Raw genomic sequence first — 23,104 nt, 5'->3', positions numbered from 1 at the left:
GCATTTTCACATTTGCCGACGCTTTGCAAACGATTGCTTTCAGCGTGCAACCGGTTAAAATCGCCCCTTTGTTGTGATTGAGAACCTTGAGATGTCGACCAAAACTGCCGATCCGCATCAGCCATCCAGTCCTGCTGGTCAGGCAAAAAGCGAACTGATTTACCGCCTTGAAGACCGCCCGCCGCTGCCGCAAACCCTGTTTGCTGCATGCCAGCACCTGCTGGCAATGTTTGTGGCGGTGATCACTCCGGCACTGCTGATTTGCCAGGCGCTGGGCCTGCCAGCACAAGATACCCAGCATATTATCAGCATGTCACTGTTCGCCTCGGGCGTTGCTTCAATCTTGCAAATCAAAACCTGGGGGCCGGTCGGTTCTGGCTTGCTGTCTATTCAAGGCACCAGTTTCAACTTCGTCTCTCCCCTGATCATGGGGGGTATGGCGCTCAAAAATGGCGGGGCTGATGTACCGACCATGATGGCAGCGCTGTTTGGCACCCTGATGATTGCCTCCTGTACTGAAATGGTCTTGTCCCGGGTGCTGCATCTGGCACGTCGAGTGATTACGCCGCTGGTTTCTGGGATTGTGGTGATGATTATCGGCCTGTCACTGATCCAGGTTGGCCTGACCTCCATCGGCGGAGGATTTGCCGCCATGAGCGACCATACTTTCGGTGCACCGAAAAACCTGCTGCTGGCCGGGATTGTGCTGGCGGTGATTATCTTGCTCAACCGTCAGCGTAACCCCTACCTGCGCGTGGCTTCCCTGGTGATCGCGATGGCCGTGGGATATCTGGCCGCATGGGCAATGGATATGCTGCCAACGTCCACCGCTACCACCAATCATGACCTTATCGCCATTCCGAAACCTTTCTATTATGGCCTCGGCTTTGACTGGAACCTGTTGATCCCACTGATGCTGGTATTTATGGTGACCTCACTGGAAACCATTGGTGATATCACCGCCACTTCAGATGTATCAGAGCAACCCGTCAGCGGCCCACTCTATATGAAGCGCCTGAAAGGGGGCGTTTTGGCGAATGGCCTCAACTCCTGCGTCTCAGCACTGTTTAATACCTTCCCTAACTCCTGCTTTGGCCAGAATAATGGCGTTATCCAGTTAACTGGAGTTGCCAGCCGTTATGTTGGGTTTGTCGTCGCACTGATGCTGGTTCTGTTGGGCCTGTTCCCGGCAGTCAGCGGCTTTGTGCAGCACATTCCAGAACCCGTGCTGGGTGGTGCAACGATTGTCATGTTCGGCACCATTGCTGCTTCTGGCGTGCGTATCGTGTCACGTGAGCCGCTCAATCGCCGTGCCATCATGATTATCGCGCTGTCGCTGGCCGTGGGTCTGGGTGTTTCTCAGCAGCCGCTGATCCTGCAATTCGCCCCAGACTGGCTCAAAACCCTGCTCTCTTCAGGTATTGCCGCAGGTGGAATTACCGCCATCGTGCTGAACCTAATCTTCCCGCAGGAAAAATAACAGCCAGCAGGCAGGCCATGCGCCTGCCTGCTATTTATCCCTCTTTACATCCAGGCTGTTGAGCTGTAACGGTAATTCAGGCATAACAACCACTCACCGGATAACTCTCGGGATGGATGCGATGAAATTCCTCGGCAAATTTTTCCTCACCTTACTGCTGCTGATTGTTTTCAGCTTTGTGGTGATCTACGTCATGCTCCAGACACAGTGGGGAGCAGGCTGGCTCAGCCGTTGGATCAGCGATAAAACTGCATGGCATCTCTCGATCAGTAAAATTGAGCACAACTTCTCTTCGCCCTCACATATCATTCTGGACGATTTTAGCTTTGGTCATGATGGCCAACCGGCAGTGATCGTGGTAGCTAAGGTCGATCTTGGCCTTTCACTGGTACAGTTTAGCGACCCGCTCCATTTCGCCAGTATTGGGCTGAGTGATGGCACGGCTAATTTGGCTAACCTGACCGATGACACGACGCTACCGATGCAAGCTGACCGGTTACAGCTGCATAATATGCGTATCGACAGCCCTGCTCCTCGCCAGGCCTTCTCTTCCGTTGCGGTGAACGGCGGCATTACGCCCTGGAAACCAGGTCAACACGATCTGCTCGGTCAAGATACCCAATTCCGCCTCAGTGCCAAACGCCTGGAGCTGAATAAAGTCGTCGGTGAAAACGTTCTGATTGAGGGAAGTGTAGATAAGGGTAACCTGCAATTGACCAATGTGGGTGCGGATATCGCACGAGGTTCAATGACCGGCAGCGCCAGCCGTGACGCCGCTGGCAACTGGGATATTAATCAGTTGCGCCTGAATGATATCCGTTACCAGTCTGCAGATAATCTGCACGATTTCCTGCAAAAATTCCTTGGCGGCCCATCGATTGCAATCAACCGTCTGGATATGACCGATGCACGTCTGCAAGGCCCCGACTGGGCGGTTACCGACCTTGATCTGACGCTGAAAAATCTGACGTGGAACAACGGTGACTGGCAAAGTGAAGATGGCTCGTTGGTCCTCAATGCCGGTAACTTTATTAATGGCAGCCTGACGTTAAACGATCCCATTATTGCCGCTGACTTTTCCACACAAGGTATTGCCCTGAAGCAGTTCAGCTCACGCTGGGTGAATGGTGTAGTACGTGCTGATGGTAACTGGACGCGGAGTGATAAACGCCTGACGCTTAACAACCTCGCCGTTGCCGGGCTGGAGTATACGCTGCCGCAAGACTGGCGGGATAAATGGCAAACAGCCCTACCTGAATGGCTGGACAGCGTGCTGGTGCAACGAGCACAGTTTAATCACAACCTGGTGATAGATATTAATCCGGCCTGGCCATTCCAGATGACATCACTGGATGGCAACGCCAGCAATCTGTTACTGGCTAAACAGCAACAGTGGGGGGTCTGGGAGGGTCAAGCCAGCTTCAACGCCGCCGAAGCCACGTTTAACCGAACAGACTTGCGCCACCCTTCATTGACGCTAGCGGCCAATGAGAGTGGAATTCAAATCACGGAGATGAGCGCTTTTAATAATAAAGGACTGCTTGAAGGAACGGCCAATATTGGCCAGCAACCTGAACGCCCATTATCTCTCAGCCTCAAAGGTCGTGGGGTACCGGTGAATGTGCTGCAAAACTGGGGATGGCCACAAATTTCCCTGGAGGGTGACAGCAACCTCCAACTGGAACTGAAGGCATCGCTGGCGGCGGCATCACCATTAAGGCCCTCGGTTAACGCAACTCTGAATATTCAGACCGACAGCCAGTCACAGCAACAGACACTGCACGCCGGGCAACTCCCTTAAAAAAAACGGGGCTTGTTAGCCCCGTTTATCTTGTTAGTTGATACGCGCTCCGGAGCCGCCCTCTTCCAGCGGCTCATCCGGGTCGGCTGGCAGAACAATGTACACGCCTTCAAACACCGCGCCACACTCTTCGTCGCCAAACAATTCAACTTCCATCTGTACCCGTGCTTTACGACCCCGCGCCAGACGATCGAGATCGCCACTCAATGAACCTAAATCGGCGATTGCGCCAGGCCGCCCCTGAATCGGTTTGCTATAGCGAATATGCGCATCGGCCAGAATAATTGTCCCGCCCAGGCAACGCTCGCGCAGTAACAGCCAAATCAAGCCCCATCCTGTGAGGGTTGCCAGAGAGAATAAGCTCCCCGCAAACAAGGTGTGATGAGGGTTCTGATTCCCCGTCTCAGGCATAGTAGTGATGAACTTTTGCCCGGTGTATTGCAGTATCCGCACCCCCATTTTTTCACTGAGAGGGATATGCTCATACCAGGCCTGCTGCAATTGCCCACACCAGTCTGCACGATGCAGAATATCATCCAGTGTGACGATGGGTTTTATCATCAAAAAGTGGCGTAACGGTGTCGTTTGCGCCGCCGTGATTTCCCCCTGGTTCACGTAGCCCAGTTTGGCAAAGAAGCCGACGGCGTCTTCACGGGCGCTACAGGTAATACGCTTTGCCCCTTCCTGACGCGCAACCGACTCCAGCGTCATCGCCACCAGTGTCCCCAGACCTTTCCCCTGAACGGAAGGATCAACGGCCATAAAACGGATTGCTGCTTCGTTTTCTGCGTTGATATATAACCGGCCAATGGCGACCAGTGCACCATGTTCATCCACCACCATTTGATGATGTGCTAAGGCATCCCAGGCATCTCGCTCAGAGCCTTTGGGTTGGTGTAATGGCTTACGCAGCATTTCCCAGCGGAACTGGTAGTAGGTTTCCAGCTCTTCGGCGGTTTGTGGTACACGAAGATGATACATAAAGTGGTTCTCCCGTTCGCTGCTAGCCTGACCCATCCCTTGTCGCTCAGCTAACAGACTCAAACCTGCAACCAAAAGGTGACTGGACCATCGTTCTCTAGCGAAACCTGCATATCCGCAGCAAAACGGCCATTTTCAGTGTTTATCCCCTGACGACGGCAGTTGTCACTAAAGCGTTCGTACAGGCGGTTAGCCTCTGCTGGTGCGGCACCTTTGGAAAAAGAGGGGCGCATTCCGCTCTGGGTATCTGCGGCGAGGGTAAACTGCGACACCACTAAAACGCTGCCGCCGACCTGCTGAACATTGAGGTTCATTTTTCCCTGTTCATCACTGAAGACGCGATATCCCAGCACTTTCTCACTCAGTCGCTGGGCTTTTTTATCATCATCGCCCTGCTCAACACCAAGAAGAACCAACAACCCCTGATCAATTTTTCCAACCACCGCGCCGTCGACCTTTACACTGGCGTGACGTACACGTTGAATTAACGCAATCATAATTCCTCTCGTTCTTTTTCTCTTTCTTGTTGTTTAAACAGGCGATAATCCTCAAGTGTGACCGTAATTTCCGCACCCAATAACACAATACACCAGGTCCAGTAGACCCACAGGAACAGAATTGGCACCACGGCCAAAACGCCATAAATTAACTGATACGAAGGGAACATCGTAACATAGAGGGCAAATCCTTTTTTACCCAGCTCAAACAACGCACCCGCAACCAGCGCACCGATCAGGGCATCCCGTGGTTTTACCCGCTTCACCGGAACAAGGCTGTAGAGCAGCCAAAAAGCCAACCAGGAGAGGAGTAAGGGGAAGATGCGTAAAGCATGATCGATTAACCCGGTAACGCCTGTAACGTTAACCCAGCGCAGCGAGAGTAAATAGGAGCTAATTGCCAGGCTTGCACCTGCGAGCAGTGGACCGAGCGTAAGAATCATCCAGTACACGGCAAACGAGTAAACCAGAGGGCGTTTCTTATGAGAGCGCCAGATCTCATTAAGTGCGCTGTCCACCGAATGCATCAGCAGCAGCGCAGTGACAATTAAACCGACTGCACCCACCGCCGTCATTTTATTAACGTTGGTGACAAACTGCTCCAGATAGTGCTGGATAACGCTACCCGCAGCGGGCACAAAATTATTGAAGATGAAGTTTTTTAGCTGCACGCTGATATCAGAGAACACCGGGAATGCGGCAAACAGGGCAAAAACCACGGCAATCAGCGGGACCAGCGCCAGCAAAGAGACATAGGCCAGATTTCCCGCATGCGTGGTCATCTTATCTTCATTAATACGCCGCCACAGCAGCTTCAGCCAGAGTAAAAAGGCATGGCAACCGTGGTACGCATAGTGCCACTGCTTCACCGTGCAAACCAACCCGGCACAGTACGGCTATCCTCGACCCATACGCTGGTGATACCGAGGGCCTTGGCAGCGTTGATGTTATCCTGGTTGTCGTCAAAGAATACCGCCTGCTCAGCGCTAAACCCTTCCTGCGCTAATACATGCTGATAGATACGCGCTTCGGGTTTGCGCATCCCTAGCTCTTGCGAGAGATAAATATGATCGGCTGACTGCTGCACTTCCGGGTACTGGCTCGGCCAGAATTGGGTATGAAGCTTATTGGTGTTGGAGAGAATGACAACCCGCTCCCCTTGCTGACGCAGCTGCTGCATGATCGCCAGCGTTTCATGCCGTACGCCGACAAAAATAGCCTGCCAGCCCGCTTCGAATTGAGGATAGCTGAGTGCGACATCCAGTTCAGCACATAATCTTGCTGCGAACTCCTCGTCACTGATCTCTCCGCGTTCGTGATATTCGAACGCCTCTCCAATATGAAAGCGACTTTGCAGGTTCGCCAAAGGGACTCGGCCCAGATTGCTCCAGACGCCGAGCACGCGGTTGAAGTCGATATCTACTATCACATTGCCCAAATCAAAAATGTAAAGCATATAGCCTCCTGCATTTTCCCTGGAGTATTCACTCTAGCGGGAAAAACAGATACTGAACAGGCACGATGTTCAGGAAAACAGCAGTTGCGAGATACCTCGTAAAAGGCGTGTGTATCTGAGCGTTGGTTTCATTCACTCGCTAACGCGGTTAATCGAGTTTACCCCAATTAATTTCTGCTCTGGCCGCATCTGAGTGGCAACAATTCCCTGTTTATCTGGCACAATTTTGTCTGTTTTCCCTTGCATGAATATTATCAAGACAAGGCTGTCTGGGCGCTAATTGCACGACTCCCTAGACTGAACTTTTAAAGTTCAATGAAGGAGGAAAGAATGAAATATCCACTGATGGCTCTGTTACTCACGCTGTCGGGATCGGCACTTGCTGAAAGCATCACGCTCTCAGCGGGCTGGGCAACCAGCCGATTCGAAGGCAGCAATCTGAATGGTATGAATGTCAAAGCAGGCTATCAGCCAGACAATAGCCCGCTGGGTTTAATGACCTCTTACAGCTATGCCGCACAAAGCACGGCTGAAGATATACGGGGTAATTGGGTAATCAGTAAGGTGACCTACCATTCATTACAAGGTGGGCTGAGTTATGAGAGCACGCCCTGGTTACGCCCGTATGCCATGTTAGGTGCTGCCAGATTAGGCGAAAAATATACCGCTTCTAACGGCACATTCAAAGAGAATGGCCAGCACGATAGGACAGCCATGGTCTACAGTGCAGGATTTCAGGTCTATCCGGTAAAGAATGTGTTTCTTGATGCCAGCTATGAAGGAACAAAGCTGTATGAACGACGCATCAGTACTTATACATTAGGCGTTGGCTGGAAGTTCTGAGATAAAAAAACCCCGCACCTGAGTGCGGGGTTTTTATTACCGACCTTTGATGCACCAGACTGGCGCAATCAAACAGCTAGATTACTCTTTGCTGCCGCGTGAAGCGCGCTTACGATCGTTCTCAGTCAGGTGACGTTTACGAATACGTACTGACAGTGGAGTCACTTCTACCAGTTCGTCATCATCGATGAACTCGATAGCCTGTTCCAGAGTCATTTTCTGAGGCGGAACCAGAGTGGTTGCTTCATCGGTACCTGACGCACGCATGTTAGTCAGTTTTTTACCGGTCAGGCAGTTTACAGTCAGGTCGTTTGAACGGCTGTGAATACCGATGATCTGGCCTTCATAAACCTCAGCACCGTGACCCAGGAACAGCTTACCGCGATCCTGCAGGCTGAACAGTGCGAATGCTACTGCTTTACCCTGGCCGTTAGAGATCAGTACGCCGTTCTGACGCTGGCCCACTTCGCCTGGACGAACATCGTCGTAGTGGCTGAAGGTGGAGTACAGCAGACCAGTACCTGAAGTCATGGTCATGAATTCGTTACGGAAGCCAATCAAACCACGGCTTGGGATGCTGTAGTCAAGACGCACACGGCCTTTGCCATCTGGGTCCATGTTCTTCAGATCACCCTTACGCTCACCCATCGCCTGCATCACAGAACCCTGGTGGGTTTCTTCGATGTCGAGGGTTACGTTCTCGAATGGCTCCTGCTTGCGACCTTCATGCTCACGGAAGATAACTTTCGGACGGGATACCGCCAGTTCGAAACCTTCACGACGCATGTTTTCGATCAGAACAGACAGGTGCAGCTCACCACGACCAGAAACGCGGAATGCATCCGAGTCTTCGGTTTCGTCAACGCGCAGAGCAACGTTGTGAACCAGTTCTTTGTTCAGGCGCTCAAGGATCTGGCGCGAGGTCACGAACTTACCTTCTTTACCGCAGAAAGGTGAGGTGTTGACGTTAAAGAACATGGTTACGGTTGGCTCATCGACGCTCAGGGCTGGCAGCGCTTCCACATTCTGCGTATCGCAGATGGTGTCAGAGATGTTCAGCTCGCCCAGACCAGTTACCGCGATGATATCGCCAGCTTCTGCTTCGGTGCTTTCAATACGTTCCAGACCGAGGTGGCCCAGTACTTTACCGACTTTACCGTTACGAGTTTTGCCTGCGCTATCAATGATAGTGACCTGCTGGTTCGGCTTGATTTTACCGCGCTTGATGCGGCCAATGCCGATAACACCCAGGTAGTTGTTGTAGTCCAGCTGCGAGATTTGCATCTGCAGTGGCGCTTCAACTTCAACCTGTGGTGGAGAAACACGATCAACAATTGCCTGATACAGCGGGGTCATGTCGTCTGCCATGTCGGTGTGATCCAGACCGGCGATACCATTCAGCGCTGAAGCATAAATGATAGGGAAGTCCAGCTGTTCATCCGTCGCATCGAGGTTAACGAACAGGTCAAATACCTGATCAACAACCCAATCAGGACGAGCGCCTGGACGGTCAATCTTGTTGATAACAACAATTGGCTTCAGACCATGAGCAAAGGCTTTTTTGGTCACGAAGCGGGTTTGCGGCATCGGGCCATCCATCGCATCAACGACCAGCAGCACCGAGTCCACCATAGACATTACACGCTCTACCTCACCACCGAAGTCGGCGTGTCCTGGGGTGTCAACGATGTTGATACGGTAGTCGTTCCATTTGATGGCGGTGTTTTTAGCGAGGATGGTGATCCCACGCTCTTTCTCCAAATCGTTGGAGTCCATTACGCGCTCAGTCGCTTCGGTACGGGCATCAAAGGTACCGGACTGTTGTAGCAGTTTATCAACCAGGGTGGTCTTACCATGGTCAACGTGCGCGATGATGGCGATGTTACGCAAATTTTCGATCACAGCTTTGCCTCAGGCATTTAGAAATAGCGCGCTATTGTACACGGATTAAGCGGAAGACTGAATACGATCACACTTTACGCGGTAAAGTTTAATTCAACGGTCATTTCCCGCATCAATGATGGTGCAGGATTCGCACTGAACTCGGTTTTTGCACCAAAACAGTGCCTGCACACAAATAAAAAGCACGCTTTTGGTGCATCTCTTCCATACTGGTGCAGTCTCCGTTTCATGAGAGGGCGCAGTATAGCGCGATTTTGCCCTCGACTGAAAAGTTGGCACAGAATTCGCTTTATATCTTTCAAGCGAAAACGACAGTTTCACGACGGTTGCAGAGCTTGCCGAGATCTTAGTCAGGATGTCTTCCACCCGAGACACAGTCCAGGCAACGAAAAAGTTCTCTACACCACGACGACAAAGACCATTTCCAGGAGAGTTGAGTATGTCCGCTGAACACGTTCTCTCGATGATGAACGAACACGAAGTTAAGTTTGTTGACCTGCGTTTTACCGATACCAAAGGTAAAGAACAGCACGTTACTATCCCTGCGCACCAGGTTAACGCTGACTTCTTCGAAGAAGGCAAAATGTTCGATGGCTCTTCCATCGGCGGTTGGAAAGGCATTAACGAATCAGACATGGTTCTGATGCCAGACTCAACTTCTGCGGTAATGGATCCGTTCTTCGCGGACTCTACCCTGATCATCCGTTGTGACATTCTGGAGCCAGGTACCCTGCAGGGTTACGACCGCGACCCACGTTCCATTGCTAAGCGCGCAGAAGAGTTCCTGCGTTCTTCTGGCATCGCGGATACCGTACTGTTCGGACCAGAGCCAGAGTTCTTCCTGTTCGATGACATCCGTTTCGGTTCTTCTACCTCTGGTTCACACGTTGCTATCGATGATATCGAAGCGTGCTGGAACACCGGCAGAGAATACGAAGGCGGTAACAAAGGTCACCGTCCAGCGCTGAAAGGCGGTTACTTCCCAGTTCCACCAGTCGACTCATCTCAGGACATCCGTTCTGCTATGTGTCTGACCATGGAGCAGATGGGGCTGGTTGTTGAAGCCCATCACCACGAAGTAGCAACAGCTGGTCAGAACGAAGTGGCTACCCGCTTCAACACCATGACCAAAAAAGCTGACGAAATTCAGATCTACAAATACGTGGTGCACAACGTTGCTCACGCGTACAACAAAACTGCTACCTTCATGCCTAAGCCAATGTTCGGCGATAACGGTTCTGGTATGCACTGCCACATGTCCCTGTCAAAAGGCGGCGTGAACCTGTTCTCTGGCGACAAGTACGGCGGCCTGTCTGAGACTGCGCTGTTCTACATCGGTGGTGTTATCAAGCACGCTAAAGCGATCAACGCCCTGGCGAACCCAACCACCAACTCATACAAGCGTCTGGTCCCAGGCTACGAAGCACCGGTAATGCTGGCTTACTCAGCACGTAACCGTTCAGCTTCTATCCGTATCCCAGTGGTTGCTAGCCCGAAAGCTCGTCGTATCGAAGCTCGCTTCCCAGATCCAGCGGCTAACCCATACCTGGCATTCACCGCGCTGCTGATGGCTGGTCTTGATGGCATCATCAACAAGATCCACCCTGGCGATGCGATGGACAAAAACCTGTATGACCTGCCACCAGAAGAAGAAGCTGAGATTCCAAAAGTTGCAGGTTCTCTGGAAGAAGCACTGAACGCACTGAACGAAGACCGCGAGTTCCTGACCCGTGGCGGCGTGTTCACTGATGACGCTATCGACGCGTACATCGAACTGCTTAAGCCAGACGTAGACCGCGTGCGCATGACTCCGCACCCAGTAGAGTTCGAGATGTACTACAGCGTTTAATTCGCCGTGGATATTTAAAATCCCAGAGGTTTCGTGACGCAGCCGTGTCGTAGCGACACGAAGCCCTGAGGAAATTTTTTTGTTGCCGTGGAAACTTTTCAGCCCATCTTCGGATGGGTTTTTTTCTCCACGAATTCATCGTTCAGACGCCAAAACCCCGGCTCAAAGACTATAATGCACTAAATTGGTGCAGAGGAACGTTGTATGGCAACTGGCACACTACCCGATGCAGGGCAGATTCTAAACTCCCTGATTAACAGTGTTCTGTTGGTAGATGACCATCTCGTCATCCATTACGCTAATCCTGCGGCGCAACAGATTCTGGCACAAAGTTCACGCAAACTGTTTGGCACCCCTTTGCCCGACCTTATCGGCTATTTTTCGCTGAATATTGAGGTCATGCGTGAAAGTCTGGAAGCAGGCCAGGGCTTTACCGATAGCGAAGTCACTCTTGTAGTCGATGGCAAAGCGCACATTATGGCGCTGACGGCACAACGCCTGCCCGATGGTTTAATTCTGATTGAAATGGCCCCGATGGATAATCAGCGCCGCCTCAGTCAGGAACAGCTGCAACATGCACAGCAGGTGGCTGCTCGCGATTTGGTGCGGGGACTAGCGCACGAGATCAAGAACCCACTCGGTGGATTACGCGGTGCAGCCCAGCTGTTAACGCGTGCGCTACCAGACCCTTCTTTGCATGAATACACCAAAGTCATTATTGAACAGGCAGATCGCCTGCGTAATCTGGTAGACCGCTTACTCGGCCCACAACAGCCGGGAATGCACGTCACGCAGAGTATTCATCAGGTCGCAGAACGCGTGGTTAACCTCGTTTCGATGGAGCTGCCGGATAACGTAGTGCTGGTGAGAGACTACGATCCCAGCCTGCCCGAATTACCCCACGACCCCGACCAGATTGAGCAAGTCCTCTTGAATGTGGTTCGTAATGCACTGCAGGCGTTGGGCGAAGCCGGTGGCACCATTACCCTGCGCACCCGTACTGCATTTCAACTGACTCTGCACGGCACCCGCTACCGGCTCGTCGCGCGTATCGATATTGAAGATGATGGCCCCGGTATTCCCGCCTTGCTGCAGGATACCCTGTTTTACCCCATGGTTAGTGGCCGCGAGGGAGGCACAGGTCTTGGCCTGTCCATTGCGCGTAGCCTGATTGATCAGCATTCAGGAAAAATAGAATTTAACAGTTGGCCAGGACATACCGAATTCTCGGTTTACCTGCCTATTCGCCAGTGAGGTTTCTATGCAACGAGGGATAGTCTGGATCGTCGATGACGATAGCTCCATCCGCTGGGTGCTCGAACGTGCGCTCACTGGAGCCGGTTTAAGCTGCGCCACATTTGATAGCGCAAATGAAGTGCTGGAAGCACTTGCCAGTAAAACCCCGGACGTATTGTTATCAGATATTCGTATGCCGGGCATGGACGGCCTGACGCTGCTAAAACAGATTAAACAACGTCATCCGATGTTGCCGGTCATCATTATGACCGCGCACTCTGATCTGGATGCTGCCGTTAGCGCATACCAGCAAGGGGCTTTTGATTATTTGCCTAAGCCGTTTGATATTGATGAGGCTGTTGCGTTGGTTGAACGCGCAATTAGCCACTATCAGGAGCAGCAGCAGCCGCGTAATCAGCAAGTTAATGGCCCTACCACCGATATCATTGGTGAAGCGCCAGCGATGCAGGATGTGTTTCGCATCATTGGTCGCCTGTCACGCTCGTCCATCAGCGTGCTCATTAACGGTGAATCAGGAACGGGTAAAGAGCTGGTCGCACACGCATTGCATCGGCACAGTCCTCGCGCTAAATCGCCATTTATCGCTTTGAATATGGCGGCAATCCCCAAAGATTTGATTGAATCCGAGCTGTTTGGCCACGAAAAAGGGGCATTTACCGGCGCAAATCAGATCCGTCAGGGCCGCTTTGAACAGGCCGATGGCGGCACACTGTTTCTTGATGAAATCGGTGATATGCCACTGGATGTTCAGACGCGTTTGTTGCGTGTTTTAGCTGACGGGCAGTTTTATCGTGTTGGCGGCTACGCGCCGGTCAAAGTTGATGTCCGTATTATCGCCGCGACCCACCAGAACCTGGAGAAAGGCGTTCAGGAAGGTAAATTTCGCGAGGATTTATTCCATCGCCTGAACGTGATTCGCGTTCACCTTCCGCCTCTGCGTGAGCGTCGCGAGGATATCCCTCGCCTGGCACGCCACTTCCTGCAAATTGCGGCAAAAGAGCTGGGTGTTGAAGCTAAGATCCTGCACCCAGAAACTGAAACCGCCTTAACGCGCCTGCATTGGTCAGGCAACGTGCGCCAGCTAGAGAATACCTGCCGCTGGCTAACGGTGATGGCAGCCGGCCAGGAAGTGTTGATTCAGGATTTACCGCCAGAGCTGTTTGAATCCACTGCACCAGATAGCCCGGTACAGTCATTACCCGACAGCTGGGCAACGTTACTGGCACAATGGGCCGATCGAGCGCTGCGTTCCGGTCATCAAAACCTGCTTTCCGAGGCACAACCTGAAATGGAACGTACGCTGCTCACTACAGCGCTGCGCCATACTCAAGGCCATAAGCAGGAAGCCGCTCGTTTACTGGGTTGGGGGCGTAATACCCTGACACGTAAGCTAAAAGAATTAGGTATGGAATAAGCCGTTCAGGCTGGATGAATTTTGATCGGTTAAAAGCTTTACTCCACGGTGCCGCTGAGTATTATACGGCGGCTACCGGGAGAAGAGACCATGTTCGAGACATTTATCCGCACCATCAGCCATGATGTTATGGCTATCGTTACCGCTGCCAGCCATGCTCCACAAACCGCCATTGCTGCGTTAATGTGCGCCATCATGTTCCAGCTGTTTCAGTAATTCAGATTACCCTTGAGCACTGTTGCAGTTGCGCAGTGCGACGGGCATAGCGATCAAAGCACATACAGATATTGCGAATCAGCAGCCTTCCCGCGGATGTTACCTTCAAACCTTCTTCATCCAGAATCACCAGTCCATCAGCCGCCAGAGGTGCTAACAGCGCGAGATCTTCGGCGAAATAGCGACAAAAATCGATTGGCCAGCGCGCCTCGATGGCGCTAAAGTCGAGCCGGAAGTGGCAAATTAACTGCTTAATGACATCTCGCCGTAAGCAATCATCATCGTTAAGCGTTACACCGCGCCATAGCCCGCTACCTTGATTCTCCAGGCTGGAATACCAGGTGTTCAACACCTTGTGATTTTGCGCATGGCTCTCACCCAACGAGCTGATCGCCGAGACCCCAAGCCCAAGCAGATCACACTCCCCTTGCGTGGTATAGCCCTGAAAATTGCGGTGTAGCCTTCCCTCACGCTGGGCAATGGCTAACTCGTCCTGCGGCAGCGCAAAATGATCCATACCGATGTAGCAATATCCGGCAGCCGTAAGGGTTGCGATGCTCTGCTGCAAAATCACTAACTTTTGACCAGCACTCGGTAACTCATGGGATTTTATCTTACGCTGCGCAGCAAACAGTTCGGGTAAATGGGCATAGTTGAAGACACTGAGACGATCGGGCGCCAGTGATATGACTTTTGCCAGTGTGGCGGCAAAGCTCTCTGGGGTTTGCAGCGGCAAGCCATAAATCAGGTCAAAGCTTACTGAGCGGAACCCAACACTGCGTGCCTCACGCATCAGCTTCTCAATGCTACTTTCATCCTGAATGCGATTAATACGTTGCTGAACGGCCGGATCAAAATCCTGGATACCGATGCTCAGCCGCGTGAATCCCAATAGCCATAAATGTTCAATCATGCCACTGGCCAGCTCACGGGGATCAATTTCAATCGACATCTCAATGTCTGCGCTAAAACTGAATTGCCGCCGTAGCTGCTCAGTGAGGCGACTAAGCTGATTCCTGGTCAAAAAGGTCGGTGTACCACCACCGAGATGCAGTTGCGTTACCCGGCGGCCCTGAAACATCGGCGCGCGCTGACGAATCTCGAGCGCCAGCGCTTCAAGATAACGGTCAGCTTTTTGGGGTTGACGCGTAACCTGCTTATTGCAGCCACAGAAGTAACAGAGCTGATGACAGAAAGGGATATGGATATACAACGAGAGATCGCGTTCTGGATACTGCTCAACCGCGTGCAGGTAATCAGCTTCACTAAAACGCTCCTGAAAAGAGAGCGCGGTAGGATAGGAGGTATAACGAGGCCCAGCGTAGTTGTATTTCTCAATCAGCGCCTGGTGCCACTCCGCTTGCTGCGTGGACATGGTAGCTCCTTCCGGGATGTTCTGTAGGAAGGTCGCAGCGCAGAAGCGGTTACAGCACGGCGTAATCGTGACTTAAGGCGCGACAGTCGCCGTAGTTTAAACAACAGCACCGCGAGAAAACACGCCAGCATTAGCGCTAAAATTGATCCAGGCCAAAGCATTGTCAGATACCGGGTTCTGGCATGGGGCTCACCCCATGCCAATGTCGAATTAGTGACCTTTCAGCAGGCGATACATATCGTCTTCTGCGGCTTTGTCCTCTTCTTCATCATCCATGCTGATGCCCAGCTGTTCCATCAACTCATCGATGCGATCAAGGGTTTCATCCAGCCATGCTTGCTCTTCAGCAGACAGTGTTTCACCTTGTTCAAGGCGATCTAGCAGGCTATCGAGGCGATCGTCATTTTCAAGTTTCGCCAGCTCTTCCTCAGGCGTCAGGCGTACTTTTTGTACCGCTGGCTTAGGTTTTGGCTGAGCCTTCACCACAGGCTGCGTTTTTCCTTCTGCGATCAATGGCACCGGGGTTTTGCTACCGGTACGTGGATCGCGATCGGCTTTATTGCCCGCTGAGCCGCTATTCTGTTTCGCCGGTGGGTTAGCACGGCTACCAGCAGAGTGGCCACTCTTCTTCTGATCGCGCTTACGGGCGCGTCCTTCCTGGTTCAGTTCTTCACGCGATTTACGTGTTTTACGTTTAGCGTTCGGCGCTCGTGCGGGTTGCTTCATGATGGTGTTTCTCGGCGGTTTTTAAACAGTATAGAATTGCGGCGAAATCTAGCAGAAACTACGCAAAGAGAAAAGGCGACAGCTCACTGCTGTCGCCTTTTTTCACACCTTCAGATGAAGGAATTCGGTTGTCATTCCCTGCCAGCTCGCAACATCCCGGTTTTTCCTGCGCCTGCCCACTCCAGGGCCGTTCCTTTTCCTTGTCAGGTCTCTCCTTTGACCCCTTTCCTTAGCCTAATGCTCTTCGTTATCCCAACGTTCCTGAACACATCATCCTGATGGGTGCGCCCCCGCACTGCATTAAAATGTAGACTAACTACTAAAAGTCTCAACCCGGAGTTTTCTGTAATTTATGTTCTTAAAGAACACTGATAATTTAATTATTTGAAATTAAACACTATTATTTAATCGTTAAATAATTAAAACAGCAATCACTGGCATGAATTATCGGCGATCTCTTACAAAGCACACAGCAAAGACGCCATCAGGTACTTTAGTGCGATTATGCGTATAATCAGCGCATCACCTGAACAGGTCTGTGGAGTCCTCATTTGTCTGCTTTGAATTATCACGTTACACATTTCGTCCTCAGTGCACCGGACATCCGCCATTTGCCCAGCGATTCAGGGATTGAAGTGGCTTTTGCGGGCCGCTCTAACGCAGGAAAATCCAGCGCACTGAACACCCTGACTAACCAAAAAAGTCTGGCCCGTACCAGTAAAACACCAGGTCGAACCCAGTTAATCAACCTTTTCCAGGTTGCTGAAGGAAAACGTCTGGTCGATTTACCGGGCTATGGCTATGCCGAAGTACCAGAAGAAGTAAAACGTAAGTGGCAGCGTTCACTGGGTGAATATCTGCAAAAACGTGAGTCCCTGAAGGGATTAGTGGTATTGATGGATATTCGCCATCCACTGAAAGATCTCGATCAGCAGATGATCCAGTGGGCGGTAGAGAGCGGCATTCAGGTTCTGGTGCTGTTAACTAAAGCAGATAAGCTGGCATCTGGTGCACGTAAGGCACAGCTAAACATGGTGCGTGAAGCCGCTCAGGCATTCGCCGGAGATATTCAGGTGGAGATGTTCTCTTCACTGAAAAAACTCGGTGTCGATAAGCTGCGTCTCAAACTGGATAACTGGTTCGCGGAACTGGAACCTGCCGTCGCTGAAGACGAGAATTGATCCTGCCGGGCCAGGCGCGGCCCAATAAAAAACGCCCCAGTCATAAATGACTGGGGCGGCTAAATATTCAGCCAAATCCGATTACGTGAAGTAAAAGGTCTGAAAGATAGAACATCTTACCTCTGTACCCTACGCCTCAAACTTTACCTTAATTTCCGTGCGTGACAAAGGCTTTTTTGTAGTTAATTTTCAACAAAAGAGGATTTTTATACAATGCGCGTCACATATTTGTCTTATAGTTGTAGTTTAATTACTTAAAAAATGCTTACTGTTTAGTCAGTTAGCAAAATGCCCATCCTGAGACGGGCATCACATCTAAACGCACTCGTTTTGCAGATCGTTGGGCTTAGTGAGCCTGATCCCAGTTATCACCCACGCCAACTTCAACCAGCAAAGGTACGTCCAGCTGCATACTGTTTTGCATCAGCTGCTGGATTTTTACGCTAGCGGCCTCGACATCTTCAGCCCGAACTTCAAATACCAGTTCATCGTGAACCTGCATGATCATTTTTACTGCATCACCCTGCTGCTCCCCTAACCAGGCATCTACAGCGATCATCGCACGTTTGATGATGTCCGCAGCAGTACCTTGCATTGGGGCATTGATCGCCGCACGTTCAGCAGCTTTACGACGAATAGCGTTGCTGGAATTGATATCCGGCAGCCAGAGACGACGACCATCAAGGGTTTCCACATAACCTTTTTCCGCTGCCAGGCGACGCGTGTCTTCCATATAACGCAGCACACCAGGGTAACGCTCAAAGTAGAGATCCATATACTTTTTCGCTTCGCCCGCACCAATGTTTAACTGGCGAGACAAACCAAAAGCACTCATGCCATAGATCAGACCAAAGTTAATTGCTTTGGCGCTACGGCGTTGTTCGCCGCTCACTTTATCCAACGCTACGCCAAACACTTCGGATGCAGTCGCACGGTGAATATCCTCACCTGCGGCGAACGCATCCAGCAGGCCTTTATCCTGTGACAGATGTGCCATGATGCGCAGCTCAATCTGCGAGTAGTCCGCAGCCAGAATCCGGTTGCCTTTCGCCGCGATAAACGCCTGACGAATACGTCGACCTTCATCGTTGCGCACCGGGATATTTTGCAGGTTAGGATCGGTCGAGGAGAGGCGTCCGGTAGCCGTCACCGCCTGATGATAGGAGGTATGCACTCTGCCGGTTTTCGGGTTAATCATCAGCGGCAGCTTATCGGTGTACGTGGATTTCAGCTTCGATAAACCACGGTGTTCAAGGATCACTTTTGGTAGTGGGTAATCCAGAGCCAGCTCCGCTAATACTTCTTCGCTGGTTGAAGGTGCTCCACCAGGCGTTTTCTTTGTAGGCTTAATCCCCTGTTTTTCGAACAGGATGGTTTGCAGCTGTTTTGGCGAAGAGAGATTAAACGGCTCACCAGCCAGCTCGTGGGCTTTCTGCTCCAGTTCACTGAGTCGAATAGCCAGCTCTTGCGAATGCTTAGACAGTATCGCAGGATCGATCAACACACCGGTGCGCTCGACACGGGAAAGCACATTCACTAACGGAACTTCGATCTGCTGGAAGACTTTCTTCGGTCCGCTGGCTTTCTCCAGTTCAGGCCAGAGCTTTAAATGCAGCTGTAACGTAACATCCGCATCCTCTGCGGCATAGTGTGCGGCTTGCTCTAACGCGATCTGATTAAAAGTGAGCTGATTTTTTCCCTTACCTGCGATCTCTTCAAACGTGACGGTTTTATGGTTCAGCCAGCGCGCCGCCAGAGAATCCATATCGTGTTTTCCTGCCACGCTGTTGAGAATATAGGACTCCAGCATGGTGTCGAATTCGATACCCTCTAACTCAATATCGTAGTTTTTCAGCACGCCACGATCATACTTGAGATTTTGCCCCACTTTGGCTGCTTTGCCATTTTCCAGCAGAGGTTTGAGGCGGGCCAATACCGTATCCCGATCTAACTGTGCTGGCGCATCAAGATAGTCATGTGCGACGGGAAGATAAGCCGCTTCGCCAGGCGCTGTGGCAAACGAGAGCCCAATAATATTGGCGCTGAGCGTATCGAGAGAGTCCGTTTCCAGATCGAAGGCAAACACCTCGCTATTAGAGAGCTTTTCAAACCACTCATCGAAGGTGCTCTCATCCAGAATGGTGACATAGCCCTCTGAGGATAATACGCTCGAGGCCTCAGCCTTCGCCGGTGGCTCATCTGGCAATGCCTGTTGTGCTGCTTTGGTGCTGCCCTTTTTGCCCTGTAACCATGTGCCATCTTCCAGATCAGCCAACCAACGTTTGAATTCATAACGGGCAAACAGGGTTTGTAGTGCCGCGACATCAGGTTCATTAACGGTGAGCTGCTCGCAGGTCAAATCAAGGGCAACATCGGTCTTGATCGTTGCTAGCTGGTAAGAAAGGAACGCAACGTCTCTATTCTGTTCCAGTTTTGCACCCATGGTTTTTGCACCACGGAAGCCCAAATCAGCAACCTTATCCAGGTTTTCATAGATTGACTGCATCCCGCCCAGCCCCTGCAACAGTGCCTGTGCAGTTTTCTCACCCACCCCAGGAACGCCGGGAATGTTATCTGAGCTGTCACCCATCATGGCGAGGAAATCGATAATCAGTGAAGGAGGAACACCGTATTTCTGCTCAACTTCCTCTGGACCGAGGATCGTATTGCTCATGGTGTTGATCAGCGTGATATTCGGAGTAACCAGCTGTGCCATGTCTTTATCACCGGTACTGATCAGCACCGCCTGACCTTTGTTGCCGGCTTCAAGCGCAAGCGTACCGATAACATCATCAGCTTCTACGCCACTAACGGCCAGCAGAGGAAGGCCCATGGCTTTAACCATGGTGTGCAGGGGTTCGATCTGCGCCCGCAGGTCATCCGGCATAGGCGGTCGATGTGATTTGTAATCCTCGAAGAGTTCGTCACGGAAGGTTTTACCTTTCGCATCAAAGACCACAGCCACATGGCTTGGCTGATACTGCATAAGCAGGCTTTTCAGCATGTTCAGCACACCATACATCGCACCGGTTGGTTCGCCTGCGCCGTTCGTCAGCGGGGGGAACGCATGGTATGCGCGATAGAGGTAAGACGAGCCGTCTACCAGAATCAGGGGGTTTTCTGCAATTTGCGCCATAAGTCTGTGTTTTCTTCGTTGCGATGGACTGGGTTGTAAGGATGCCACAGGAGAGAGCGAATGTTGAATTTCACGCGCGGATCATGCGAGATTTTATCTGTTTAGTGGTGGCGATCGCAGAGATCGTGCTGTGGATAACTTTGTGCGTAAATTTCATAACGTCTGATAAGATCCTGTTAAACATAAAAGGAATTCACTATAAACAATTGATAATCAATCAGTTATGATTAATACAATTCCTTTTGCTTAAATTTAACCCAAGATCGAATATGTGGATATTAAATTTCCTCGCGTACAGCATATACTTCTGACTGCGTTGTAAATAAAAAACGCCAGCTTAGCTGGCGTCAGTGTGAATGCATATTAACGATTATTTTTTATTCACCAGGAATTTAACCGCATTAGCATAATCCAGTTTGTAGTTTTCCATTGAACTGGTATCAAGACCACCATTGTTAATCAGGTATTTACCGTTAACGTAGACGGCTGGCACACCCTGAATTTGGAAATCAGCTGCGGCTTTCTGCTGCTGAGCAACAAAAGCTTTAACCGCAAAACTGTTCCAGGCAGCGTCGTACGCTTCAGGTGTAATGCCTGCGGCTTTAACAAAGGTCGCTTTCAGGCTAGCTGGATCGGTAATTGTCTGCGTCTTTTGAATACCATCGAAGATCGCATCCGAAACTTTATCTTCAACGCCTAACGCAACCGCTACAGCCCATGCCTGTGAGACCGCAGGTGCAAAATCACCACCAAGGAAATCAACGTGATATTTCACATATTTGGTATTGGCTGGCAGCTCTTTTTTCACTTCTGCGCTGACATGCCAGACATGTTCAAACTGATAGCAGTGTGGGCAGAAGAAGGAGAAAAATTCCACAACTTCAGGCTGTCCAGCAACGGTTTGTTTAATCGCGCTATACTGCTGGCCTTCACTGTAAGGTGCTGCGGAAGCGCTAAAGGCCAGCACTAAACCAACCAGTGCAAAGAAAATCTTTTTCATCTTAAGAAACTCTCCATCTTTCTTCATTAAAATTGCGGGACGAGCTGTAAAGGGGGCTCCTGTAACAGTCTTTCCTGCTCGGTAAAAAGTGCAATCTGCCTACGCCAGAAATCTTCATCGTTCATCCACGGAAACGCACGTGGGAAAGCAGGATCCTGCCAACGACGAACTACCCAGGCCAGATAATAAACCATGCGCATAGCGCGTAAAGGCTCAATCAGTGACAATTCATGAACATCAAAATCGCGGAATTCACTGTAGGCTTCTAGCAGAATATCCCATTGGATCCGCTGTTCTTGCCTGTCACCGTTGACTAGCATCCAGAGATCCTGAATGGCAGGTCCGGTACGAGCATCATCCAGATCGACAAAAAGTGGCCCATCTCGCCACAGAATATTGCCGGGATGGCAGTCACCATGTAAACGCAGTGGTTGCCAGTTGGTATGCCAGCACTGATGTAGTGTTGTGCTTAATTTATCAACGACCTGCAACAGGTTATCCTTTAACGCTGCAGGGACTAGCTCGCTGCTCGCCAGAATTTTCTGTGGTTCGAGGATATATTCTTCCAGCCCTAGCGTCGGGCGAGTGGTGAAGGCGCTTTTCTGCCCGGTCTGGTGAATACGTCCAAGAAACCTGCCAACCCACTCCATGTGATCTTCGTTATCAGTTTCATACTGACGACCACCAAGGCTCGGGAAAACAGCAAAAAAGAATCCGCCATGGCTTTGCAATGACTGCCCATTAAGCATTAACGGCGCTGCGACAGGGATTTCATCTGCGTGTAAATCAAAAGCGAACTGATGCTCTTCTGCGATCTGATCGGCACTCCAGCGCTGAGGGCGATAAAACTTTGCCACGTAGCGGCGTTTATCATCGTCACTGAACTGATATACGCGATTTTCATAGCTGTTCAGGGCCGTTAAACCTGATTCAACTCTGATGCCGGTGTTCCAGAGCGCATCAAGGATGAGATCGGGATCCAGCGTCTGAAAATTAAATGCGGCTTCGCTCATTCTCATTCCTGTTTGTGTTGCCGTAGCTAAAACGCAAGAATAACATTTCTCCTCTCCTTCACGCAGCGGGCTATGATAAAACACGATGACTAAAGCTTATTCACCATATGGGCCACAGGGTATAACAGGCGTCATTTTGGCGGGTGGTCAGGGAAGCCGAATGGGCGGTGAAGATAAAGGGCTAGTCTTACTAAACGGGATGCCGCTTTATCAGCATGTGCTCGCCCGGCTCAGGCCACAGGTGAGTGAGGTCCTCATTAGTGCTAATCGCAATCTTCCCTTATATGCCTCCTCGGGTTGCCCAGTCGTTAGCGATTCTTTCCCTGGCTTTGCCGGACCGCTTGCGGGCATTTTAAGCGCATTACAAGCTGCACGGAGTGAATGGGTGGCTTTCTGTTCCTGTGATACCCCAGCTATTCCTCAGGATTATATTGCCCGCTTATGGGCTGAAAAAGGTTCGGCTACTGCGTTATGGGTGCGTACAACGCAGCGCGATCATCCCACACTGGCTTTAATTCATCGATCTGTTGCGGCAGATCTTGAGATCTTTTTGCATCACGGTGACAGGAAGTTGATGCTGTTTTTACAGCAGCAGAAGGGGCATAGCGTGTTATTTGAGGATGATGAAAGCTGTTTTCGCAATATTAATACGGTAGAAGATCTGCAACAAGCCGGGCAATTTCTACTAAATGATGGGCGATGAATGCCGTTTTTTGCACGGTTCTCCATGTTTACGGGCCGGTTTTTCCGATCCCGAACAGGTTGGGAGGTGGATTTACGCTGTTATCCCCCTCTCTGTTGTACTTTGCAGCTGGTTTATATCTCAGATAGTGGGGATTTTAAGTGCCGCAAACGCAAAAAACCCCTGTCTTTCGACAGGGGTCTTCGCTTATTTGATGCCTGGCAGTTCCCTACTCTCGCATGGGGAGACCCCACACTACCATCGGCGCTACGGCGTTTCACTTCTGAGTTCGGCA

20 protein-coding genes and 1 rRNA gene are annotated in these 23,104 nt (G+C 51.1%); 9 read left to right on the top strand and 12 right to left on the bottom strand.

What is annotated here, in order from left to right; all coding sequences use genetic code 11:
- Positions 1-91: 91 nt before the first annotated feature.
- Positions 92-1,480 (top strand): nucleobase:cation symporter-2 family protein, encoded by a 1,389-nt coding sequence (locus F3J40_RS21120; protein WP_017348877.1) that lies wholly within the window; start codon positions 92-94, stop codon positions 1,478-1,480.
- A gap of 121 nt (positions 1,481-1,601) precedes the next feature.
- Positions 1,602-3,281 (top strand): AsmA family protein, encoded by a 1,680-nt coding sequence (locus F3J40_RS21115; protein ID WP_167017958.1) that lies wholly within the window; start codon positions 1,602-1,604, stop codon positions 3,279-3,281.
- Positions 3,282-3,314: 33 nt separating this feature from the next.
- Here the strand turns inward: F3J40_RS21115 and fabY are convergent, their stop codons facing one another.
- From fabY to yihX, 4 genes are read right to left on the bottom strand one after another with little or no spacing between them, the layout of a single operon-like run.
- Positions 3,315-4,262, bottom strand: coding sequence for a fatty acid biosynthesis protein FabY (gene fabY, locus F3J40_RS21110; protein ID WP_017348879.1), 948 nt, complete (start codon positions 4,260-4,262; stop codon positions 3,315-3,317).
- A gap of 59 nt (positions 4,263-4,321) precedes the next feature.
- Positions 4,322-4,759, bottom strand: coding sequence for a D-aminoacyl-tRNA deacylase (gene dtd, locus F3J40_RS21105; RefSeq protein WP_167017849.1), 438 nt, complete (start codon positions 4,757-4,759; stop codon positions 4,322-4,324).
- Entirely contained in the window at positions 4,756-5,628 is an 873-nt protein-coding gene (locus tag F3J40_RS21100; RefSeq protein ID WP_167017847.1) for a virulence factor BrkB family protein, read from the bottom strand. Before F3J40_RS21100 ends, dtd begins: the two co-directional genes overlap by 4 nt.
- On the bottom strand, positions 5,625-6,215 hold the full coding sequence (yihX, locus tag F3J40_RS21095; protein WP_167017846.1) for a glucose-1-phosphatase: 591 nt from the start codon (positions 6,213-6,215) through the stop codon (positions 5,625-5,627). Before yihX ends, F3J40_RS21100 begins: the two co-directional genes overlap by 4 nt.
- A 330-nt stretch (positions 6,216-6,545) precedes the next feature.
- Between yihX and F3J40_RS21090 the strand changes: the two genes are divergently transcribed.
- Positions 6,546-7,058 carry an Ail/Lom family outer membrane beta-barrel protein gene (locus F3J40_RS21090; RefSeq protein ID WP_167017844.1) on the top strand — a complete coding sequence of 171 codons (513 nt, stop codon included), beginning with the start codon at positions 6,546-6,548 and terminating at the stop codon, positions 7,056-7,058.
- Positions 7,059-7,139: 81 nt separating this feature from the next.
- Here F3J40_RS21090 and typA read toward each other — a convergent pair whose 3' ends face one another.
- On the bottom strand, positions 7,140-8,960 hold the full coding sequence (gene typA / locus F3J40_RS21085; protein WP_017348884.1) for a ribosome-dependent GTPase TypA: 1,821 nt from the start codon (positions 8,958-8,960) through the stop codon (positions 7,140-7,142).
- 439 nt (positions 8,961-9,399) lie between these two features.
- Between typA and glnA the strand changes: the two genes are divergently transcribed.
- The 4 genes from glnA to F3J40_RS21065 all read left to right on the top strand — a co-directional run bounded on the left by glnA (position 9,400) and on the right by F3J40_RS21065 (position 13,696).
- Entirely contained in the window at positions 9,400-10,809 is a 1,410-nt protein-coding gene (glnA, locus tag F3J40_RS21080; RefSeq protein ID WP_017348885.1) for a glutamate--ammonia ligase, read from the top strand.
- Between the two features lie 204 nt (positions 10,810-11,013).
- Positions 11,014-12,063, top strand: coding sequence for a nitrogen regulation protein NR(II) (glnL, locus tag F3J40_RS21075; protein ID WP_017348886.1), 1,050 nt, complete (start codon positions 11,014-11,016; stop codon positions 12,061-12,063).
- A gap of 7 nt (positions 12,064-12,070) precedes the next feature.
- On the top strand, positions 12,071-13,480 hold the full coding sequence (glnG, locus tag F3J40_RS21070; protein WP_017348887.1) for a nitrogen regulation protein NR(I): 1,410 nt from the start codon (positions 12,071-12,073) through the stop codon (positions 13,478-13,480).
- Between the two features lie 90 nt (positions 13,481-13,570).
- Entirely contained in the window at positions 13,571-13,696 is a 126-nt protein-coding gene (locus F3J40_RS21065) for a YshB family small membrane protein (protein ID WP_167017842.1), read from the top strand.
- 1 nt (position 13,697) lies between these two features.
- Here F3J40_RS21065 and hemN read toward each other — a convergent pair whose 3' ends face one another.
- Both hemN and yihI read right to left on the bottom strand, forming a co-directional pair.
- Positions 13,698-15,071, bottom strand: a complete 1,374-nt coding sequence (gene hemN / locus F3J40_RS21060) for an oxygen-independent coproporphyrinogen III oxidase (protein ID WP_167017839.1) — start codon at positions 15,069-15,071, stop codon at positions 13,698-13,700.
- Positions 15,072-15,281: 210 nt separating this feature from the next.
- Positions 15,282-15,797 carry a Der GTPase-activating protein YihI gene (gene yihI / locus F3J40_RS21055; RefSeq protein ID WP_017348890.1) on the bottom strand — a complete coding sequence of 172 codons (516 nt, stop codon included), beginning with the start codon at positions 15,795-15,797 and terminating at the stop codon, positions 15,282-15,284.
- A 551-nt stretch (positions 15,798-16,348) separates the two neighbouring features.
- Between yihI and yihA the strand changes: the two genes are divergently transcribed.
- The gene (gene yihA / locus F3J40_RS21050; RefSeq protein WP_026042758.1) at positions 16,349-16,978 is read left to right on the top strand and encodes a ribosome biogenesis GTP-binding protein YihA/YsxC; all 630 of its coding nucleotides are present in this window, start codon (positions 16,349-16,351) and stop codon (positions 16,976-16,978) included.
- A 67-nt stretch (positions 16,979-17,045) separates the two neighbouring features.
- On the opposite strand, the gene spfP is transcribed toward yihA, so the two are convergent.
- The 4 genes from spfP to F3J40_RS21035 all read right to left on the bottom strand — a co-directional run bounded on the left by spfP (position 17,046) and on the right by F3J40_RS21035 (position 22,127).
- On the bottom strand, positions 17,046-17,093 hold the full coding sequence (gene spfP, locus F3J40_RS25360) for a small protein SpfP (protein WP_071892919.1): 48 nt from the start codon (positions 17,091-17,093) through the stop codon (positions 17,046-17,048).
- A 231-nt stretch (positions 17,094-17,324) separates the two neighbouring features.
- Positions 17,325-20,114 (bottom strand): DNA polymerase I, encoded by a 2,790-nt coding sequence (gene polA, locus F3J40_RS21045; RefSeq protein ID WP_167017837.1) that lies wholly within the window; start codon positions 20,112-20,114, stop codon positions 17,325-17,327.
- Between the two features lie 370 nt (positions 20,115-20,484).
- Positions 20,485-21,114, bottom strand: a complete 630-nt coding sequence (gene dsbA, locus F3J40_RS21040) for a thiol:disulfide interchange protein DsbA (protein ID WP_167017835.1) — start codon at positions 21,112-21,114, stop codon at positions 20,485-20,487.
- A gap of 26 nt (positions 21,115-21,140) precedes the next feature.
- A complete protein-coding gene (locus F3J40_RS21035) occupies positions 21,141-22,127 on the bottom strand; it encodes a serine/threonine protein kinase (RefSeq protein WP_167017833.1) in 987 nt (328 codons plus the stop codon).
- Positions 22,128-22,212: 85 nt separating this feature from the next.
- Between F3J40_RS21035 and mobA the strand changes: the two genes are divergently transcribed.
- Positions 22,213-22,830 carry a molybdenum cofactor guanylyltransferase MobA gene (mobA, locus tag F3J40_RS21030; protein ID WP_167017831.1) on the top strand — a complete coding sequence of 206 codons (618 nt, stop codon included), beginning with the start codon at positions 22,213-22,215 and terminating at the stop codon, positions 22,828-22,830.
- Positions 22,831-23,025: 195 nt separating this feature from the next.
- Here the strand turns inward: mobA and rrf are convergent.
- Positions 23,026-23,104 (bottom strand): 5S ribosomal RNA (rrf, locus tag F3J40_RS25355); the annotation flags it as partial.

Origin of the sequence: Candidatus Pantoea multigeneris (assembly GCF_011752615.1) — a bacterium.
Lineage (GTDB): Bacteria > Pseudomonadota > Gammaproteobacteria > Enterobacterales > Enterobacteriaceae > Pantoea > Pantoea multigeneris.
Note: the sequence above shows the minus strand (reverse complement) of the source record. Positions and strands in the feature narration are given on the sequence as shown.

Coding starts and splice junctions, on each gene's coding strand:
- F3J40_RS21120 (WP_017348877.1), top strand. CDS start 92: ATGTCGACCAAAACTGCCGATCCGCATCAGCCATCCAGTCCTGCTGGT.
- F3J40_RS21115 (WP_167017958.1), top strand. CDS start 1,602: ATGAAATTCCTCGGCAAATTTTTCCTCACCTTACTGCTGCTGATTGTT.
- fabY (WP_017348879.1), bottom strand. CDS start 4,262: ATGTATCATCTTCGTGTACCACAAACCGCCGAAGAGCTGGAAACCTAC.
- dtd (WP_167017849.1), bottom strand. CDS start 4,759: ATGATTGCGTTAATTCAACGTGTACGTCACGCCAGTGTAAAGGTCGAC.
- yihX (WP_167017846.1), bottom strand. CDS start 6,215: ATGCTTTACATTTTTGATTTGGGCAATGTGATAGTAGATATCGACTTC.
- F3J40_RS21090 (WP_167017844.1), top strand. CDS start 6,546: ATGAAATATCCACTGATGGCTCTGTTACTCACGCTGTCGGGATCGGCA.
- glnA (WP_017348885.1), top strand. CDS start 9,400: ATGTCCGCTGAACACGTTCTCTCGATGATGAACGAACACGAAGTTAAG.
- glnL (WP_017348886.1), top strand. CDS start 11,014: ATGGCAACTGGCACACTACCCGATGCAGGGCAGATTCTAAACTCCCTG.
- glnG (WP_017348887.1), top strand. CDS start 12,071: ATGCAACGAGGGATAGTCTGGATCGTCGATGACGATAGCTCCATCCGC.
- F3J40_RS21065 (WP_167017842.1), top strand. CDS start 13,571: ATGTTCGAGACATTTATCCGCACCATCAGCCATGATGTTATGGCTATC.
- hemN (WP_167017839.1), bottom strand. CDS start 15,071: ATGTCCACGCAGCAAGCGGAGTGGCACCAGGCGCTGATTGAGAAATAC.
- yihI (WP_017348890.1), bottom strand. CDS start 15,797: ATGAAGCAACCCGCACGAGCGCCGAACGCTAAACGTAAAACACGTAAA.
- polA (WP_167017837.1), bottom strand. CDS start 20,114: ATGGCGCAAATTGCAGAAAACCCCCTGATTCTGGTAGACGGCTCGTCT.
- dsbA (WP_167017835.1), bottom strand. CDS start 21,114: ATGAAAAAGATTTTCTTTGCACTGGTTGGTTTAGTGCTGGCCTTTAGC.
- F3J40_RS21035 (WP_167017833.1), bottom strand. CDS start 22,127: ATGAGCGAAGCCGCATTTAATTTTCAGACGCTGGATCCCGATCTCATC.
- mobA (WP_167017831.1), top strand. CDS start 22,213: ATGACTAAAGCTTATTCACCATATGGGCCACAGGGTATAACAGGCGTC.